This window comes from Pseudomonas sp. EA_15y_Pfl1_P101 (assembly GCF_963970835.1).
Classification (GTDB): domain Bacteria; phylum Pseudomonadota; class Gammaproteobacteria; order Pseudomonadales; family Pseudomonadaceae; genus Aquipseudomonas; species Aquipseudomonas tritici.
Genome location: NZ_CAXAPA010000002.1, coordinates 269,490 through 287,085, shown reverse-complemented (window position 1 = coordinate 287,085; position 17,596 = coordinate 269,490). Strand labels below are relative to the sequence as shown.

Here is a 17,596-nt window from a genome sequence, read left to right as displayed (position 1 = left end):
CCCGCTCTCACATTTTGATCCCTATTGTTTTCGAGAGTTGTTCTGGGCAAAAAAATGCCCCGCATTTGGGCGGGGCATTTTTATGCGCGAAGCTTACAGACCGTCGAGCATCGCTTTGTTACGCACAGCGCCCTTGTCGGCGCTGGTCGCCAACAACGCATACGCCTTCAACGCGGTGGTGACTTTGCGCGGACGCTTCTCCACCGGCTTCCAGCCTTTCTTGTCCTGCTCGACCCGGCGTGCCGCCAGTTCTTCATCGCTGATCAACAGGTTGATCGAACGGTTCGGGATGTCGATCAGCACCTTGTCGCCATCCTGCACCAAGCCAATCGCGCCACCGGCAGCCGCTTCTGGCGAAGCGTGGCCGATGGACAGGCCCGAAGTACCGCCAGAGAACCGACCGTCGGTCAGCAGGGCGCAGGCTTTGCCCAGGCCTTTGGATTTCAGGTAGGACGTCGGGTACAGCATCTCCTGCATACCCGGGCCGCCTTTCGGGCCTTCGTAGCGGATGATCACGATGTCGCCTTCCTTCACTTCGTCGGCGAGGATGCCGCGAACCGAGCTGTCCTGGCTCTCGTAGATCTTGGCGCGACCTTCGAAGACGTGGATGGATTCATCCACACCGGCGGTTTTCACCACGCAACCGTCGAGGGCGATGTTGCCGTACAGCACGGCCAGGCCGCCTTCCTGGGAGTAGGCGTGCTCGACACTGCGGATGCAGCCGTTTTCACGGTCGTCATCCAGGGTGTCCCAACGGGTCGACTGGCTGAACGCGGTTTGCGTCGGGATGCCCGCTGGGCCTGCCTTGAAGAAGTGAAGCACGGCTTCATCGTCAGTCTGGGTGATGTCCCATTTGGCGATGCCTTCGGCGAGCGTCTTGCTGTGCACGGTTGGCAGGTCGGTGTGCAGCAGGCCGCCACGGGCCAGGGAGCCGAGGATCGAGAAGATCCCGCCGGCGCGGTGCACGTCTTCCATGTGGTACTTCTGGATGTTCGGCGCGACTTTGCACAGCTGTGGCACGTGACGGGACAGACGGTCGATGTCGCGCAGGTCGAAATCGATCTCGGCTTCCTGGGCCGCAGCCAGCAAGTGCAGGATGGTATTGGTGGAACCGCCCATGGCGATGTCCAGGGTCATGGCGTTTTCGAACGCATTGAAGTTAGCGATATTGCGCGGCAACACCGATTCATCGTTGTCATGGTAGTAACGCTTGCACAGCTCGACGATGGTGCGGCCGGCCTGCAGGAACAGTTGCTCGCGGTCGCTGTGGGTGGCCAGTGTCGAACCGTTGCCCGGCAAGGCCAGGCCCAAGGCTTCCACCAGGCAGTTCATCGAATTGGCGGTGAACATGCCGGAGCACGAACCGCACGTTGGGCAAGCGCTGCGCTCGTATTCCGCAACCTTCTCGTCAGAAGCGCTGGAATCGGCGGCGATCACCATGGCGTCGACCAGGTCGAGGCCGTGGGAGGCGAGCTTGGTCTTGCCGGCTTCCATCGGGCCGCCGGAAACGAAGATCACCGGGATGTTCAGGCGCAGGGAGGCCATCAGCATGCCGGGGGTGATCTTGTCACAGTTGGAGATGCACACGATGGCGTCGGCGCAGTGAGCGTTGACCATGTATTCCACGGAGTCGGCGATGATCTCGCGGCTCGGCAGGGAATACAGCATGCCGTCGTGGCCCATGGCGATGCCGTCGTCCACGGCGATGGTGTTGAATTCCTTGGCTACGCCGCCAGCGCGCTCGATCTCGCGGGCGACCAGTTGGCCCAGGTCCTTGAGGTGGACGTGGCCGGGTACGAACTGAGTGAATGAGTTGGCAATCGCGATGATCGGCTTCTTGAAGTCGTCATCTTTCATCCCCGTGGCACGCCACAGTGCGCGCGCGCCGGCCATGTTACGGCCATGGGTGGATGTTTTCGAGCGGTAATCTGGCATGGAGCACTCCGGGCGGCTAATCGGTATCAAAGGGGAGTGAGCTTCTATTGACGTCTGGAACACTCAGAAAATGGCCGTGTGTCCAAAAGTTGCCACTCGCGTCGCGGGATCGCCGCTTGCTTGGGCCTTGAGCTCATAAACCCGCCGGGGGATGACTGGCGATGAATAGGCCGATTCTACACCGCTGGCGGCTGGAGGGAATGGCTGCAACCGTGAAGATGGCGGCTACGGGACGTGCGGGTGGCGCCGCACCCATGCGTTCAACGCCAGTGCGACGATGCTCAGAATTAGAAAGCACAGGCCAAGCGCAGTGCTTAGCTGGTGAGTAAAGGTGCTGATGAATGCACTGATAAGACCGCCGGCAATGAACAACACTGCTGCTACGGCTGATGCCGCCGTCCCCGCACTGTCTGGAAACAAGCTCATGGCCCTGGAGTTGGAAATGGGCCGGGTGATGGTCGTGCCCGCCGTGCAGAGCAGCATGGGCACCAGTACGGTCAGCGTTGATAAGCCGAACTGATAGGCCAGAAGTAGCATGACCAGCCCAGAAATCGCGATCAGCACCAGCCCTATGGCCATCTGAGTCGCAGCAGGCAGGCGTTTGTGCAGGAAGCCTGCACAGACGCCGCCCAATACGTAAGCGGCGCCATAGAGGAGTAAGGTCAGTGAGTACTCATGGGGTGACAGTTTCAGTTGGTCCATGAATATGAGCGGTGAAACAACGATGAACGAGAAGTGGCAGGCGAAGGTAATCGCGGAGATCGTGGCATAGCTGACGAAATGGCTGTTGGCGAAGACCTTGGTATAGGCCTTGAAAATACTGTATCGGCTCGCGGCTGTTTGAGGCATGCCGCCATGGAGTAACCGGTTAGCCATGATCAAGGATGCTGTACAGAGGGCTATGAACACGTAGAAGCTGGCTTGCCAGCCCCAATGCAGTTGCAGCCACGCGCCCAGCAGCGGCGAAATCGAAATGAAGATTCCTCCGGCCGTGACCATTGCTATGCGCAAACGCTCTTGTTCTCTGCCGAAAAAAAGGTCCTGCACCAACGCCTGGGACAATATGAAACCGCCGCAGCCCATGGCTTGGATGACGCGAAAGAACAGGAATTGGGGGGTGTTGCTGGCGGTCAAGCACCCGGCGGCACCGATGATCGCCACGACCATGCTGGCCAGTAGCAGCTTCTTGCGGCCGATCTTGTCGGACAACGGGCCGATCAACAGCATTGAGCATGAAAAGCCAATGGCGAACAGGCTGACTGATCGGGCGATATGGGTTGTCGATGTGTGGAAGTGTTCCGCCAAAGCGGGAAAGGAAGGCAGCACGGCGTCAAGAGGGAAGACGCCCAGCAGGGTCATGGTCATCAGCCAGAAAACAATGAATGGTTTTTCAGCGAGCGTGATAGCAGCCGACATGAGCGAGCCTCGATTCCGTGAGGAAGGGGAGAATCGAGCCTGTGGGGAGGAAAGTCAAAGTCTGGTGCGGGACGAAACTTCCTTAAAACCTGTAGGAACCCGGAAGTCCCTACAGGTCAATAGCATCAGCTATTGGGCAACAACCGGCACGTAATGCTCTTGATATACCGGGTCTCAACAATCGCCGGGTGCACCGGATGATCCGGGCCCTGGCCGCCGCGTTCCAGCATCTGGATATTGCGATCCAGGTGACGGGCGCTGGTCAGCAGGATGTTTTGCAGGTCGTCTTCCGGCAGGTGCATGGAGCACGAGGCGCTGACCAGGATGCCGTCCTTGCTGAGCAGGCGCATGGCTTGCTCGTTGAGGCGGCGGTAGGCGCCTTCGCCGTTTTTCATGTCTTTTTTGCGTTTGATGAAGGCCGGTGGGTCGGCGACGATCACGTCGAAGCGTTCTTCGCTGGCTTTCAGCTCTTTGAGGGCTTCGAACACGTCGCCTTCAATGCAAGTCATCTTCTCGGCAACACCGTTCAGCGCGGCGTTGCGCTCCACGCCGTCGAGGGCGAAGGCGGAGGCGTCGACGCAGAACACTTCACTGGCGCCGAAAGCCGCAGCTTGCACGCCCCAGCCGCCGATGTAGCTGTAGAGGTCGAGCACGCGCTTGCCTTTGGCGTACGGGGCCAGGCGGGCGCGGTTCATGCGGTGGTCGTAGAACCATCCGGTTTTCTGGCCCTGGATCACCGGGGCTTCGAATTTCACGCCGTTTTCTTCCAGGGCGACCCATTCAGGCACCAGACCGAATACGGTCTCGACGTAGCGGTTGAGGCCTTCGGCGTCGCGTGCGGCGGAGTCGTTCTTGAACAGAATGCCGCTCGGCTTGAGCACTTGGGTCAGCGCAGCGATCACGTCTTCCTTATGCGCTTCCATGGTCGCCGAAGCGATCTGCACCACCAGGATGTCGCCGAAACGGTCGACTACCAGGCCCGGCAGCAGGTCGGAATCGCCGTACACCAGGCGGTAGAACGGCTTGTCGAACAGGCGATCACGCAGTGACAGCGCCACGTTGATCCGGTGCACCAGCAGCGACTTGTCCAAAGGCAACTTGATGTCGCGCGACAGCAGGCGGGCGCAGATCAGGTTGTTCGGGCTCATGGCCACGATGCCCAGGGTCTTGCCGCCGGCTGCTTCCAGGATAGCCTGGTCGCCTGCCTGGAAGCCGTGAAGTGGGGTGGCCGCCACGTCGATTTCGTTGCTGTAGACCCACAGGTGGCCGTTGCGCAAACGGCGATCGGCATTGGGTTTGAGGCGCAGGCTTGGCAGGGACATGACGTCGCTCCGGAAAAAAGAGCGGGAGTATACCTTGTGTGGGAGCGGGCTTGCTCGCGAAAGCGGTGGGTCAGGCACTGGATCCGCCGACTGGTATACCGCTTTCGCGAGCCAGCCCGCTCCCACTTTTGATCCATTTTTAATCCGGGTTTTGATGTGTCGGTCAGCTTCCTATAAAGGTTAGAATCGCCCTCTAGCCCGGAGTATGTACTTATGTCCCAAGAGCTTTCCGCCGAACAGATCCAGCAGACCCTGCAAGGCATCAGCGTGCCGCCTCAACCGCAGATCATGGTGGATTTGCAGATGGAGCAGTACATGCCCGACCCGGACCTGGAGGTGATCGCGCGGTTGATCTCCCAGGACCCGGGCCTTTCCGGCGCGCTGCTGAAGATTGTCAATTCGTCCTATTACGGGCTGAGTAACAAGATCGCCTCGATTCAGCGCGCGGTGAACCTGCTGGGCAGCCGTTCGATCATCAACCTGATCAACGCCCTGTCGATCAAAGGCGAGATGAGCGACGACACCATCGTCACCCTCAACCGCTTCTGGGACACCGCCCAGGATGTGGCCATGACCTGCCTCACCCTGGCCAAGCGCACCGGCGCCCAGGCGGTCGACGAAGCCTATGCATTAGGGCTGTTCCACGATTGCGGCGTGCCGCTGATGCTCAAGCGCTTCCCCAATTACATGGCCGTGCTGGAGCAGGCCTACGCCAATGCGGGGCCCGATTGCCGTGTGGTCGACACCGAGAACAACGCGTTCAACACCAACCATGCGGTGGTGGGTTACTACACCGCCAAGTCCTGGCGCCTGCCGGAGCATGTGACCGACGCCATCGCCAATCACCACAACGCCTTGGCGATCTTCAGTGATGAGTCGTCGCGTAATCCGCAGCTTAAAAACTTGCTGGCGATCCTGAAAATGGCCGAGCACGTCTGCTCGTCCTGCCGCGTGCTGGGCAATCAGACCATCGACCATGAGTGGAATACTATCGGCCACCTGGTGCTGGACTACGTGGGGCTGTCGGACTACGACTTCGAGAGCATGAAGTTGTCGATCCGCGAGCTGGGCGCGCACTGACCCTTCCTTCACGAGGTACACATGCCCGAGTTACCAGAAGTCGAAACCACCCGGCGCGGCATTGCACCGCACCTGGAAGGCCAGCGCGTCAGCCGCGTGGTGGTGCGTGAACGGCGCTTGCGCTGGCCGATCCCGGAAGACCTTGATGTGCGCCTGTCCGGGCAGCGCATCGTGCTGGTGGAGCGGCGGGCCAAGTACCTGTTGATCAATGCCGAAGTGGGCACGTTGATTAGCCACCTGGGCATGTCGGGCAACCTGCGCCTGGTGGAAGTCGGCATGCCGGCCGCCAAGCATGAGCATGTGGATATCGAGCTCGAATCCGGCCTGGCCCTGCGATACACCGACCCGCGGCGTTTCGGCGCGATGCTTTGGAGCCAGGACCCGCACAATCATGAGCTGTTGATTCGCCTGGGGCCAGAGCCGCTGACGGACCTGTTTGATGGTGATCGCTTATTTCAACTGTCCCGTGGACGGTCGATGGCGGTGAAACCGTTCATCATGGACAACGCGGTGGTGGTGGGTGTGGGCAATATTTACGCGACGGAAGCGCTGTTTGCGGCGGGCATTGATCCGCGTCGCGAGGCCGGAGGTATTTCGCGGGCGCGTTATCTGAAGTTGGCGATTGAGATCAAGCGCATCCTGGCCGCCGCTATCGAGCGCGGTGGTACGACGCTGCGGGACTTTATCGGCGGTGACGGGCAGCCGGGGTATTTCCAGCAGGAATTGTTCGTTTATGGCCGCAGCGGCGAGGCATGCAAGGTGTGCGGGACTGAGTTGCGCAATGTGGTGCTGGGGCAGCGGGCGAGTGTGTTTTGCCCTAAGTGTCAGCGCTGATTGATGTGCGAAGGCTGATGCAGCCTTCGCGGGCTTGCTCGCGAAGAGGCCCTTGCAGTCACTAAAGAGCCTCAGGCCTTACCGGTAATCTTCCGGTACTTCTCCATCAACTGCTCTTCCGTCTCCGGATGGGCTTCATCCAGCGGAATGCAATCTACCGGGCACACTTGCTGGCACTGAGGCTCGTCATAGTGGCCGACACACTGGGTGCACAGGTTAGGGTCGATCACGTAGATCTCCTCGCCTTGGGAAATCGCGGCGTTCGGGCACTCGGGGTCGCAGACGTCGCAGTTGATGCAATCGTCGGTGATGATCAGGGACATGGAAACTCCTGCCAGGGCTGTCAGCCAAGGCATCTGAAAACTAATGCGCGCAATTGTGCCGCATTGGCGCCCGCAGTGCGAGCAGGCGCCGATTAAGCGGTCTTACTTCTTGAAGCGCAGTGTCAGCGCATCGGCCACGGCCGGGTGCACGAACTTGGTGATATCGCCGCCCAAAGCGGCAATTTCACGGACCAACGTCGAGGAAATGAACGAATAACGTTCAGACGGCGTGAGGAACAGACTTTCCACGTCCGGCGCCAATTGGCGGTTCATGTTAGCCAATTGGAATTCATATTCGAAGTCCGACACCGCGCGCAGGCCACGCAGGAACACATTGGCGTTCTGCTCTTTGGCGAAGTGCGCCAGCAGTGTGGCAAACCCCACCACTTCCACGTTGGGCAGGTGTTTGGTGACCTCACGCGCCAGCTCCACGCGCTGTTCCAGGGGAAACAGCGGGTTTTTCTTGGGGCTGGCCGCGACCGCGATGATTACATGGTCGAACAAGCGTGAGGCGCGTTCGACCAGATCGCCATGGCCTTTGGTAATCGGGTCGAAGGTACCTGGGTACAACACTCGGTTCATCGCGTCGTCCTGGCGGAGTCCGTTGGGGAACCGGATGGTATCGCAGCCATCCCGGTCGGCCAAGTCGACTTATGTAGATACATGCCGCTTATCGCGCGTTTTTTCATGCTGTTTTCAGACGTTCGGCCAAAGCCGTCGCCAGTTGCGCGGTCAAACCGTACACCGATAATTGTGGATTGGCCCCAATACTGGTGGGGAATAGCGAGCCATCGTGGATCGACAGGTTGCGCAGTTGGTGATGACGACCGAGGCTGTCGGCCACTGCGTTTTTCGGGTCTTCACCCATGGCACAACCGCCCATCACATGGGCGCTGCCCAGGCAGGTGCGGTGCAGTTCCAGGTTGAGCCCGTCGATCAGGCTGCGCGCTTCGGCCAGGGTTTTCACGTAGCGCGCGTCGTGGTGCAGCGGCTTGACCGACTTGGCGCCCGCCGCGAACTGGATTTCGGCCATGCTGTGGAACGCTCGGCGCAGGCCGTCCCAGGCGTAATCCGAGACCTGATAGTCAAGCACTGGCGTACCGTCGCCGCGCAATTCCACGCTGCCGCCCGGGCTGTCGGGGTGGAAGCCGTCGCGCAGCAACGCCAGCATCGCGTGGGTGTTGGGCAATTGGCTCATATCCAGAGCGTTCTGGGTGCCATAGCCGCCGAGTAGGGTGCTCGCCAGCGCAGGGTGTAAGGGTGGCGCTTCTAGCTTGTAGGACATTTTGCCAGTGGTGCCGTCCTGCCATTGGAAATGGTCGGAATAGATCGACTGGGGTGCGCCATAGAACGGGTTGATCATCTCATCGAATAGCGCTGCGGAGAAATTCACCAGATGCAGGAAGGTGCGCTTGCCCAACCGTGAATGCGGGTCCGGAGCATCCGAGCGCATCAGCAGCGCCGGGCTGTTGATACCACCGCCCGAGAGCACGTAATGCTTGGCTTTTACCGTGATCTTACGTCCGGTCGGCGCCACGCACAGGTCGTCCAGGGCCACGCATTCCAGGCTGCTGATGGTGTCGCCGTTGTAGACGAGGCGTTCGGCGCGTGCCAGGTAAAGCAGCTCGCCGCCCTGTTCCAGGGTGGAGGGAATGGTGGTCACCAGCATCGACTGCTTGGCGTTGACCGGGCAGCCCATGCCGCAATACCCGAGGTTGAAACAGCCACGCACATTGCGCGGGATCACATGCCAGCTGTAACCGAGCTTTTCGCAACCTTTGCGGATCACATCATTGTTCGGGTTGGGCGGCAGGGCCCAGGGCGCTATGCCCAGGCGTTGTTCCATCTTTTCAAACCACGGCGCCATCTCGGCGCTGCTATGACCCTTCACCGCATATTCGCTGGCCCAATGGGCGAGTGTGGCGTCCGGGGTGCGAAAGCTCGACGTCCAGTTGATCAGTGTGGTGCCACCTACCGCCCGACCCTGCAGGATGGTGATCGCACCATCCTTGCTCATGCGGCCGATGCCCTCCTGGTACAGGCTGGTGTAGGCCTCGTCCTCGAGCAGCTTGAAATCGCTGCTGGTCTTGAGCGGGCCTTCTTCGATCAGCAGCACTTTGTAGCCGGCAGCGCTGAGGATTTCTGCGGTGGTACCGCCACCTGCGCCGCTGCCGATGATCGCCACATCGGCTTCCAGGGTCAGGTCGCTGTCGAGGGCGGCGCCGTTATGGGTTTTCCAACCACGGGCCATGCCGTCGCGGAACAGATCAGGTACGGGCATAGAAGTGCACTCTTGTTGTTATAGATATCACTGGCTACGACGTTGCGGTCCCACATTTTTGAGTGGGTTATCAGGGTCAGATCTTGGGCGGGCCCGGATAGCCGCAGTGGGCCCAGGACGCCGGCTGGAAGTACCAGGCCATGATCACCAGCTTGAGCAGCGAGCCCTGGCCCATGCGCAGCAGGTTCAGGTAGCTGTTTTCCCAGCGGTGCAAAAAGTTGCGAATCTGTTCGCCGCTGGCGTTTTCCCAGCTGCCCCAGATCCCGGTCAACGGCCCACGGGTAATGCCCATGCCCAGCACGTCGAACAGTTGTTGGGTGAGCTTGAACATCTCCGGCGACAGGCGCTGCAGGCTGAAGTCGAGCTTCTTAAGCGTGTCTTCAATCCCGCGGGTGACTTCCTGGGCGCTGGCGACGCCTTCGAGCAGCACTGGGATGACTGCGCGCAAGAAGGGCAAGTCACTGCTGCGCAACATGGCAAAGCCGCTGGCCGGCGTGCTGCTGGAGCAACCGCTGAGGCTGGCGCCGAGCCCGGCGGTGGCCAGGAAGGCACTGGCGCACAAGCCGATTTTCAAGACGCCGCGCCGTGAAAGCGCAGGTGAATCAGTCAGGCTAGGGTTCATTGTTGTTGTTATCCCGTGGGTGGCGGTATCAGCGAACGAACAGCTTCTGGATCAACGTCTGGATGGATTTGCCGTAGGGTGGGTAGATCAACTTCGCCGCGTTCAGGCGTTGTTTCACCAACACACCCTTGGCTTTGCTGAAGGTAAGAAAACCTTCGTGACCGTGGTAATGGCCCATGCCCGAGGGGCCGATGCCGCCGAACGGCATATCGTCCTGGGCCACGTGCAGCAAGGTGTCGTTCAGGCACACGCCACCGGAATGGGTTTCGTGGAGCACGCGGTTTTGCTCGCTTTTGTTGTAGCCGAAGTAATACAGGGCCAGTGGGCGAGGGCGCTTGTTGATGTAGGCAAAGGCTTGGTCGATGCCGCGATACGGCACGATCGGTAGCACCGGGCCGAAGATTTCGTCCTGCATCACGGTCATGTCGTCGCTGACATTCAACAACAGGCTGTGAGCCATGCGCCGCGCCTGGCCCTGGTCGTACAGCGGGATCAGGGTGGCGCCCTTGTCGGTGGCGTCTTTCACGTAGGCATTGAGCCGGGCCAGTTGTCGCTCGTTGATGATGGCGGTGTAGTCCGGGTTGTTGGCCAGGGTCGGATAAAACCCGCGAATGGCCTGGGTGTAGGCCTCGACAAAACCGTCGACACGATCTTCCGGCACCAGCACGTAGTCGGGTGCCACGCAGGTCTGGCCGGCGTTCAACGCTTTACCGAAGGCAATGCGCTCGGCAGCATCCTTGAGCGGTACATCAGCGGACACGATGGCCGGCGACTTGCCGCCCAACTCCAGCGTGACCGGCGTGAGGTGTTCGGCCGCCGCACGCATTACATGCTTGCCGATGCTGGTGGCGCCGGTAAACAACAGGTGGTCGAAGGGCAGCTTGGAGAACGCCATGCCTACTTCGGCTTCACCCAGCACCACGCACACCAAATCCTCCGGGAAGACCTTTGCCAGGAGCGCCTTGAGCAGTTCGCCGGTGGCAGGGGTAGATTCGCTGAGCTTGAGCATCACCCGGTTGCCCGCCGCCAACGCGCCGACCAGCGGACCGATGGCCAAGTACAGCGGGTAATTCCAGGGCACGATCACCCCGACAACGCCCAAGGGCTGGTAGATAACTTTGGCCGAAGCCGGTTGGAAGGCAATGCCTACAGCTCGCCGGGACGGTTTCATCCAGCCCTTCAGGTGTTTGCTGGCATAGTGAATGCCATGCAGGCTGGGCATCAGTTCGGCGAACAGGGTTTCGTCGGCGCTGCGGTGGCTGAAGTCCTGGCTGATCGCGTTGATCAACGCCTGGCGCTCGTCGCTGAGCAAATCACGCAGAGCCTTCAGCCATTGTTGGCGCTGTGCGGCCGGTGGCATTGGGTTGGCGGCGTAGGCGCAGCGTTGCGCATCGAACAGGGTCTGGAGTTGATCCAGCACCTGGGAATCTTGCAAGTAGGCAACGTTGGCAGACATGGCGGCGTTCCCGATTGTTATAGGTCTGCCTGAGTTTTTAGAGTCATTACTCTAAATTGTCAAATAACATCGCAGCAACATGCACATTTATCCTGGCAAGGATAGGCCGTAAGATGCCCCATCACGTGTACAGAAGCTGATCCCCTATGGCACCACGAGTAAAGACCAGCGAGCGCATTGTGCAAACCAGCCTGGAGCTTTTTAACCAGCAGGGCGAGCGCAGTGTGAGCACCAACCACATCGCCGCCCATATGGAAATTTCGCCGGGCAACCTGTACTACCACTTCCCCAACAAGCAGGCGATCATCGCCGTACTGTTTCGCGAATACGAAGCCCTGGTGGACAGTTTCCTGCGCCCGCCTCAAGGTCGTGCCATGGCCGTGGCGGACAAGCGCTTCTACCTGCAAGCCGTATTGGCCGGCATGTGGCGTTATCGTTTCCTGCACCGCGACCTCGAACACCTATTGGAAAGCGATCCAGAACTGGCCACCGGCTATCGGCGTTTTTCCCAGCGCTGCCTGATCCAGGGCGGCGCGATTTACCAGGGGTTTGTCGATGCCGGCATTCTGAATATGGACCCGGTGCAAACCGAGGCGCTGACCCTCAATGCGTGGATTATCCTGACCTCCTGGGTGCGTTTTTTGTGCACGACCAACGAAAATTCCACCCACTTGAGCGCCGAGGCCATCAAGCGCGGGGTGTATCAGGTGTTGGTGCTGGAGGCTGGGTTTGTCACGCCCCAGGCGAAAGAGGCCGTGGACGCCTTATTCAAAGAGTTTTACGTGCCGTTGAATCAGGCATTGGAAGAAGTGAAGTAGGACCTTTCTCGAATCTATTCATAGGAGGCCGTCATGCCGCTTGCCCAACTGATCAGTCCCCAGCAACTGGCCGAGCGCCAGAAGGCTGGCGGGTTGGTGATCCTGGATTGCCGCTTTGCCCTGGAAGACCCGAACTACGGGCGCTGCAGCTACGCCGAAGGGCATATCGAGGGCGCGCAGTATGCTGACTTGGAACGTCATATGAGCGGGCCGGTGACCAAGGGTGTGACCGGGCGTCATCCGTTGCCGGCAGCGCAGACGTTCGCTCGGCAATTACGGGCTTGGGGCATCAGCGCTGACACCGATGTGGTGCTGTATGACGACGGTCCTGGCGCCTACGCCGCGCGGGCATGGTGGCTGTTGGTTTGGTTGGGCAAGCGTGATGGCGTGTTTATTCTGAATGGCGGCCTCAAGGCATGGCATGCCGCGGGTTTCGCGTTGAGCCTGGATACGCCGGTCGTTGAAGCTGGCACTTTCGCGGGGACGCCGGACAATCGCCTGCTGCTCGATGCCGAACACCTGCAAAAACGCCTGGGCCAGCCGGGATTGACGCTGATCGATGCGCGCGCTCAACCGCGTTTTCGCGGCGAAGTGGAGCCTATCGATCCGATTGCCGGGCATATCCCTGGGGCGCAATGCGCGGCGTTTAACGAAAACCTGGGCAGCGACGGTCGCTTCCTGCCGGCAGATCAGCTTAAGCAGCGCTTTGCTGCCCAACTCCGGGGGCGCTCGCCGGATGAGCTGGTGGCGTATTGCGGTTCAGGCGTGACGGCCTGCCACAACCTGTTTGCGTTGAGCCTGGCGGGTTATCCCTTGGGTAAGTTGTATGCGGGGTCTTGGAGTGAGTGGATTACTGATCCGCAGCGGGAAGTCGCTACCGGCGACTGAGTTGTCCGGCGAGCAAGCCCACACATGTTTAACCGTGTTGTGTCAGTAACCACTGGGGAATCCGGCGCTCCAGGTAGTAACCGGGGCGTTTGAGCGAGCCCTCAACAAACCCAACATGCCCACCCTTGTCCGTCAGCTCAAACTCAGTGCAGTCCGACAGCTCGCTGGCCTCTGGCAGGCTATGGGCAAACACAAACGGATCATCCGCCGCCTGGATAATCAGGGTCGGCGTGCGGATACTGGCCAGGTAATAACGACTCGATGCGCGGCGGTAATAATCCTCCGCACTCAGGTAGCCGTGCAGCGGCGCGGTCACGCGGCCATCGAAGTCCCAGAACGTGCGCATCTTCTCCAGTGAGCCGAGGGACTCCAGGGTTTTAAGCCCGTCAGCCCGACCATCCTGTAGAAAACGGCTTTGCTTGACGCGGATATACGCGAGCATTTCACGCATGAAGTGTTTTTGATAAATCCGCGAAAAGCCCAGGCCGATCCGGTCCGCACACTGATCCAGGCGAAACGGCACCGACACCGCCGCCGCGCCTTGTAGCCCCGACGCCTTTCCGGTTTCGCCCAAATGCTTGAGTAGCACATTGCCGCCCAGGGAATAACCCACCGCGTACAACGGCGCCAAAGGCCGCTTGGCGCGCAGATGAGCAACCGCTGCGACCAGGTCTTCGCTGGCGCCGGAGTGGTAACTGCGTGCCAGCAGGTTGGGTTCACCCGAGCAACCGCGCCAATTCAGCGCCACGCTGGCCCAGCCTTGGACGGCGAGGGCTTTTTGCAAGCCCGCTACGTAGGGTGAGTTGGACGAACCTGTCAGCCCGTGCAGCACCAGCACCAGAGGTGCTTGCGTGTCATGAGGCCCGTGCCAGTCGAGGTCGAGGAAGTCGCCGTCGTCCAGCCACAGGCGTTCGCGTTGGCGCTCGATATGAGTGGTGGGGCGGCACAGCGGCCCCCATAGCGTTTGCAAGTGGGGGTTGCCGAGGCCGAAGGCGGGGGTGAATTTTTCAGTGAAAGGCTTCATGAGGGTCCCGCTCACCACAGGTTTAGGCGGCGGTTTCGACCACGCGGTGCCACAACGCGTAATACACCCGACCGGACTTCTGCTCCCGGTGCAGGCGCCACGCGCCCGGCAAGCCCAGTGTCGACGGCGCAGTCTCACTTTCGGTGTAGACCCACGCATCCGGCGCCAGCCATTGGCGTTCTTCCAGCAGCGCACACACGGTCGGCAGCAGGTTCTGGTTGAACGGCGGGTCGAGGAACACCACGTCGTACTCGCTGGCGGCTTGGGTTTCCAGGTAGCGCAGCGCGTCGGCGGTTTGCACCTGGCCGTTGGTGCAACGCAGGGTGCCCAAGTGTTCCTTGAGGCTGGAGACGGCCACATTGCTGGCGTCCAGTGCCTGCGCCTGGGCGGCACCACGGGACAGCGCCTCCAGGAACAGCGCGCCGCTGCCCGCGAACGGGTCCAGCACCTTGGCCCCTGCGATGTAAGGTGCGAGCCAGTTGAACAGGGTTTCGCGCACGCGATCTGGCGTCGGGCGCAGGCCTACGACGTCGGGGAAGCTCAGCTTGCGGCTGCCCCATTCGCCGCCAATGATGCGCAGCTGGCCCACACCGTTATGCACGTTGTGGACAGGTTTTTTCGGGCGAGATGAACTGGCCATTAATGCTCCGGAACCCCGAGCGGCTGCTCGGCGGGTTTATCAGTGGGGGGCGGTAGTGGCTTTTGCGCAATCGTCGGGCCGGCGGTCACGATGACCATCTTGTCCGCGCTCAAGTGTTTGTTCATTGCAGCCTTGACCTGTTCTACGGTCAGGGCCTGGGATTGTTTCATGAAATCTTCCAGATAGCTCAGCGGCAGGTTGTAGAAACCCATCGCGCCCAGCTGCCCGACGATATCGGCGTTGCTTGCGGTAGACAGCGGGAAGCTGCCAGCCAGCTCACGCTTGGCGTCATCCAGTTCTTTTTGCGTCGGGCCGGTCTTGAGGTAGTCGGCGACCACATCCTCAACCAGACGCAGGGTGCCGCCGCTCATTTCGGCGCGGGTCTGCAGATTGATCATGAACGGTCCGCGCACCTGCATCGGCGAGAAACCGGAGTACACGCCGTAGGTCAGGCCGCGCTTTTCACGCACTTCACTCATCAAGCGAGTGCCGAAACCACCGCCGCCGAGGATCTGGTTGCCCAAGGACAAGGCTGCGTAGTCCGGGTCGGCGCGGTCGATCCCCAGTTGCGCGAACAGCAGGTGCGTCTGCTTGGACGGGAACTCGATACGGGTCAGGCCGGGCTTGGGCTCGGTGGGCTGGGCGATTTTTGCCAGGGCCGGGCCTTTGGGCAGCGATGAGGAAATCTTGGCCGTCATGGCTTCAGCTTCGGCGCGGGTCATGTCGCCGACTACGGCAATCACCGCGTTGCCCGCTGCATAAGCCTTGGCGTGGAACGCCTGCAACTGCGCCAGGGTAATCTTCGGAACGCTTTGCGGCGTGCCTTCGCTTGGGTGAGCGTAAGGGTGGTCACCGTACAAGCGCTTGAACAGCTCGAGGCTCGCCAGCTTGCCGGGGTTTTGCTTCTGGTACTCAAAGCCGGCCAGGATCTGGTTCTTGATCCGCGCCAGGGAATCGGCCGGGAAAGTTGGCTTGCCGATCACTTGATCAAACAGGGTCAAGGCGGCGTCGCGTTTGTCGCTGTCACTCAGGCTGCGCAGGGAAACCAGCGCCATGTCGCGAAATGCGCCGTTGCCAAAGTCCGCGCCGAGGCCTTCAAAGTCGCGGGCAATCTGGCTCACGTCCTTGCCCGGCACGCCTTCGTTGAGCATGGCGTTGGTCATCAGCGCCAGGCCAGGCACGTCGCCGTCCTGGCTGCTGCCAGCGGCGAACAGGATGCGCACGTCGAACATCGGCAGTTCGTGGGCTTCGACGAACAGCACTTTGGCGCCTTCGGCGGTATTCCAGGTCTGCACGTCGAGCTTGCGGTTGGTCGGCGCCTTGCCGTCCAGTTCCGTCAGGGATTGCAGTGTATTGCCCGATTGGGCTTTTTCCAGCGCTGGGCTCGCAACCGATTCAGTCGGACGCATGAAGTACACGGCGCCGGCGGCGATTAAGGTGACAGCGATCAGGCCGGGAAAGATCAGGCGGCTGTTTTTGCGATCACTCATGAGCGGTCTCCTGGGGCAGGACATGGGCGACGCTGAGACGTTCGCGGGTGAAATAGGTGCGCGCGGCTTTCTGGATATCTTCCGGGGTCACGCTTTGCAGGTCGGCCAGTTCGGTGTCCATCAGCTTCCAGGACAAACCGACGGTTTCCAGCGCGCCAATGGCCGTAGCCTGGCTGGTGATGGAATCACGCTGGTAGACCAGGCCGGCAATGACTTGGGCTCGGATGCGTTCCAGTTCTTCGGCGGTCGGTGGTTTGGCTTTCAGCTCTTCCAGCAGGCGCCACAGGCCGGCCTCGGCTTGGGCCACGGTTTTCTTTTTCTGCTGGTTGGGAGTGGCGGTCAGCATGAACAGGGTATCGCCACGGGTGTAGGCGTCGTAGTGGGTAGAGGCAGCGGAGACCAGTTCCTCACCGCGTTCCAACTGCTCGGAGATACGCGCGCTGTAGCCGCCGTCCAGCAAGGCCGAGATCAGGCGCAGGGCTTGTACCGAGCGTTTGTCTTCGGCGGTGGCCAGCCCAGGTACGTTGAAACCCAGGATCACGCTCGGCAGTTGAGTCTGCACATGCAGGGTCAGCAGGCGTTCGCCCGGCTCGGCCAGTTCCATCGGGATCTTGGCCGGTGGTACGTCACGCTTGGGGATCGGGCCAAAGTAGCGCTTGGCAAGGTTTTTTACCTCGTCCGGGGTGACGTCGCCGACCACCACCAGGGTCGCGTTGTTCGGCACGTACCAGGATTGGTACCAGTGGCGCAGCTCTTCGACCTTCATGCGGTCCAGGTCGGCCATCCAGCCGATGGTCGGCGTGTGATAACCGCTGGCCGGGAAGGCCATGGCCTTGAAGCGCTCATAGGCCTTGGACATCGGATTATCATCGGTGCGCAGACGGCGCTCTTCCTTGATCACCTCGATCTCGCGGCTGAACTCGTCGGCCGGCAGGCGCAGGCTGGCCATGCGGTCGGCCTCCAGCTCGAAGGCCACACCCAGGCGGTCACGCGCCAGCACTTGGTAGTAGGCGGTGTAGTCATCGCTGGTGAACGCGTTTTCTTCGGCGCCGAGGTCGCGCAGGATCAGCGAGGCTTCGCCGGGGCCGACTTTGGCGCTGCCCTTGAACATCATGTGCTCCAGGGCGTGGGACAAACCGGTCTGGCCCGGGGTTTCGTAGCTCGAACCGACCTTGTACCACACCTGGGAAACCACCACTGGCGCGCGATGATCTTCGCGCACGACCACCTTGAGGCCGTTATCCAGGGTGAACTCATGGGTGGGTTGTGGGTCGGCAGCCAAGGCTGACAGAGGCAGACAAACTGTACCGAACAGCAGGCCTGCGGCGCGGCGGGCTAGAGCATTCATTCGTTTTTAAACCTGTTGGGCTGACCGCTTGGTCTTAGCGTCGGCGGGCGAGGAGGTTAGGGCGTGTCATTCATCATTACCAGTGGCACTGGTAATGATGAATGACACGCCCTAGGATA

At 60.8% G+C, this 17,596-nt stretch carries 16 protein-coding genes; 4 read left to right on the top strand and 12 right to left on the bottom strand.

What is annotated here, in order from left to right:
- Positions 1-93 precede the first annotated feature (93 nt).
- The 3 genes from ilvD to AACY36_RS03680 form a co-directional block, all read right to left on the bottom strand.
- Positions 94-1,935 carry a dihydroxy-acid dehydratase gene (ilvD, locus tag AACY36_RS03690; RefSeq protein ID WP_339496761.1) on the bottom strand — a complete coding sequence of 614 codons (1,842 nt, stop codon included), beginning with the start codon at positions 1,933-1,935 and terminating at the stop codon, positions 94-96.
- A 225-nt stretch (positions 1,936-2,160) separates the two neighbouring features.
- Positions 2,161-3,351, bottom strand: a complete 1,191-nt coding sequence (locus AACY36_RS03685) for an MFS transporter (protein ID WP_339496760.1) — start codon at positions 3,349-3,351, stop codon at positions 2,161-2,163.
- Positions 3,352-3,476: 125 nt separating this feature from the next.
- On the bottom strand, positions 3,477-4,673 hold the full coding sequence (locus tag AACY36_RS03680; protein ID WP_049711083.1) for a class I SAM-dependent rRNA methyltransferase: 1,197 nt from the start codon (positions 4,671-4,673) through the stop codon (positions 3,477-3,479).
- A 267-nt stretch (positions 4,674-4,940) separates the two neighbouring features.
- Between AACY36_RS03680 and AACY36_RS03675 the strand changes: the two genes are divergently transcribed.
- Both AACY36_RS03675 and mutM read left to right on the top strand, forming a co-directional pair.
- Positions 4,941-5,753, top strand: coding sequence for an HDOD domain-containing protein (locus AACY36_RS03675; RefSeq protein WP_339415455.1), 813 nt, complete (start codon positions 4,941-4,943; stop codon positions 5,751-5,753).
- Between the two features lie 21 nt (positions 5,754-5,774).
- Positions 5,775-6,587: a bifunctional DNA-formamidopyrimidine glycosylase/DNA-(apurinic or apyrimidinic site) lyase gene (gene mutM / locus AACY36_RS03670; protein ID WP_339415239.1), complete on the top strand. Its 813-nt coding sequence runs from the start codon at positions 5,775-5,777 to the stop codon at positions 6,585-6,587.
- A gap of 71 nt (positions 6,588-6,658) precedes the next feature.
- On the opposite strand, the gene AACY36_RS03665 is transcribed toward mutM, so the two are convergent.
- From AACY36_RS03665 to AACY36_RS03645, 5 genes are all read right to left on the bottom strand, one after another.
- Positions 6,659-6,910 carry a YfhL family 4Fe-4S dicluster ferredoxin gene (locus AACY36_RS03665; RefSeq protein WP_339496759.1) on the bottom strand — a complete coding sequence of 84 codons (252 nt, stop codon included), beginning with the start codon at positions 6,908-6,910 and terminating at the stop codon, positions 6,659-6,661.
- A gap of 102 nt (positions 6,911-7,012) precedes the next feature.
- Positions 7,013-7,492, bottom strand: a complete 480-nt coding sequence (coaD, locus tag AACY36_RS03660; protein WP_049711086.1) for a pantetheine-phosphate adenylyltransferase — start codon at positions 7,490-7,492, stop codon at positions 7,013-7,015.
- Between the two features lie 103 nt (positions 7,493-7,595).
- Entirely contained in the window at positions 7,596-9,191 is a 1,596-nt protein-coding gene (locus AACY36_RS03655) for a GMC family oxidoreductase (RefSeq protein WP_339415240.1), read from the bottom strand.
- Between the two features lie 76 nt (positions 9,192-9,267).
- Positions 9,268-9,813 carry a twin-arginine translocation pathway signal protein gene (locus AACY36_RS03650; RefSeq protein ID WP_339415241.1) on the bottom strand — a complete coding sequence of 182 codons (546 nt, stop codon included), beginning with the start codon at positions 9,811-9,813 and terminating at the stop codon, positions 9,268-9,270.
- A 28-nt stretch (positions 9,814-9,841) separates the two neighbouring features.
- The gene (locus AACY36_RS03645) at positions 9,842-11,269 is read right to left on the bottom strand and encodes a coniferyl aldehyde dehydrogenase (RefSeq protein WP_339415242.1); all 1,428 of its coding nucleotides are present in this window, start codon (positions 11,267-11,269) and stop codon (positions 9,842-9,844) included.
- Positions 11,270-11,415: 146 nt separating this feature from the next.
- On the opposite strand from AACY36_RS03645, the gene AACY36_RS03640 reads away from it, so the two are divergent.
- Both AACY36_RS03640 and AACY36_RS03635 read left to right on the top strand, forming a co-directional pair.
- Positions 11,416-12,087, top strand: coding sequence for a TetR/AcrR family transcriptional regulator (locus AACY36_RS03640; RefSeq protein WP_339436152.1), 672 nt, complete (start codon positions 11,416-11,418; stop codon positions 12,085-12,087).
- Between the two features lie 33 nt (positions 12,088-12,120).
- Entirely contained in the window at positions 12,121-12,975 is an 855-nt protein-coding gene (locus tag AACY36_RS03635; RefSeq protein WP_339415243.1) for a sulfurtransferase, read from the top strand.
- 28 nt (positions 12,976-13,003) lie between these two features.
- On the opposite strand, the gene AACY36_RS03630 is transcribed toward AACY36_RS03635, so the two are convergent.
- Genes AACY36_RS03630 through AACY36_RS03615 form a run of 4 tightly spaced genes read right to left on the bottom strand, consistent with a single transcriptional unit; the run spans position 13,004 to position 17,477 of the window.
- The gene (locus AACY36_RS03630) at positions 13,004-13,999 is read right to left on the bottom strand and encodes a hydrolase (protein WP_339415244.1); all 996 of its coding nucleotides are present in this window, start codon (positions 13,997-13,999) and stop codon (positions 13,004-13,006) included.
- A 22-nt stretch (positions 14,000-14,021) separates the two neighbouring features.
- Positions 14,022-14,639: a 16S rRNA (guanine(966)-N(2))-methyltransferase RsmD gene (gene rsmD / locus AACY36_RS03625; protein WP_339415245.1), complete on the bottom strand. Its 618-nt coding sequence runs from the start codon at positions 14,637-14,639 to the stop codon at positions 14,022-14,024.
- Positions 14,639-16,129, bottom strand: coding sequence for a M16 family metallopeptidase (locus AACY36_RS03620; protein ID WP_339415246.1), 1,491 nt, complete (start codon positions 16,127-16,129; stop codon positions 14,639-14,641). The genes rsmD and AACY36_RS03620 overlap by 1 nt, the downstream gene beginning before the upstream one ends.
- Positions 16,122-17,477, bottom strand: coding sequence for a M16 family metallopeptidase (locus tag AACY36_RS03615; RefSeq protein ID WP_339415247.1), 1,356 nt, complete (start codon positions 17,475-17,477; stop codon positions 16,122-16,124). Before AACY36_RS03615 ends, AACY36_RS03620 begins: the two co-directional genes overlap by 8 nt.
- Between the last annotated feature and the right edge of the window lie 119 nt (positions 17,478-17,596).

Coding starts and splice junctions, on each gene's coding strand:
- ilvD (WP_339496761.1), bottom strand. CDS start 1,935: ATGCCAGATTACCGCTCGAAAACATCCACCCATGGCCGTAACATGGCC.
- AACY36_RS03685 (WP_339496760.1), bottom strand. CDS start 3,351: ATGTCGGCTGCTATCACGCTCGCTGAAAAACCATTCATTGTTTTCTGG.
- AACY36_RS03680 (WP_049711083.1), bottom strand. CDS start 4,673: ATGTCCCTGCCAAGCCTGCGCCTCAAACCCAATGCCGATCGCCGTTTG.
- mutM (WP_339415239.1), top strand. CDS start 5,775: ATGCCCGAGTTACCAGAAGTCGAAACCACCCGGCGCGGCATTGCACCG.
- AACY36_RS03665 (WP_339496759.1), bottom strand. CDS start 6,910: ATGTCCCTGATCATCACCGACGATTGCATCAACTGCGACGTCTGCGAC.
- coaD (WP_049711086.1), bottom strand. CDS start 7,492: ATGAACCGAGTGTTGTACCCAGGTACCTTCGACCCGATTACCAAAGGC.
- AACY36_RS03655 (WP_339415240.1), bottom strand. CDS start 9,191: ATGCCCGTACCTGATCTGTTCCGCGACGGCATGGCCCGTGGTTGGAAA.
- AACY36_RS03650 (WP_339415241.1), bottom strand. CDS start 9,813: ATGAACCCTAGCCTGACTGATTCACCTGCGCTTTCACGGCGCGGCGTC.
- AACY36_RS03645 (WP_339415242.1), bottom strand. CDS start 11,269: ATGTCTGCCAACGTTGCCTACTTGCAAGATTCCCAGGTGCTGGATCAA.
- AACY36_RS03640 (WP_339436152.1), top strand. CDS start 11,416: ATGGCACCACGAGTAAAGACCAGCGAGCGCATTGTGCAAACCAGCCTG.
- AACY36_RS03635 (WP_339415243.1), top strand. CDS start 12,121: ATGCCGCTTGCCCAACTGATCAGTCCCCAGCAACTGGCCGAGCGCCAG.
- AACY36_RS03630 (WP_339415244.1), bottom strand. CDS start 13,999: ATGAAGCCTTTCACTGAAAAATTCACCCCCGCCTTCGGCCTCGGCAAC.
- rsmD (WP_339415245.1), bottom strand. CDS start 14,639: ATGGCCAGTTCATCTCGCCCGAAAAAACCTGTCCACAACGTGCATAAC.
- AACY36_RS03620 (WP_339415246.1), bottom strand. CDS start 16,129: ATGAGTGATCGCAAAAACAGCCGCCTGATCTTTCCCGGCCTGATCGCT.
- AACY36_RS03615 (WP_339415247.1), bottom strand. CDS start 17,477: ATGAATGCTCTAGCCCGCCGCGCCGCAGGCCTGCTGTTCGGTACAGTT.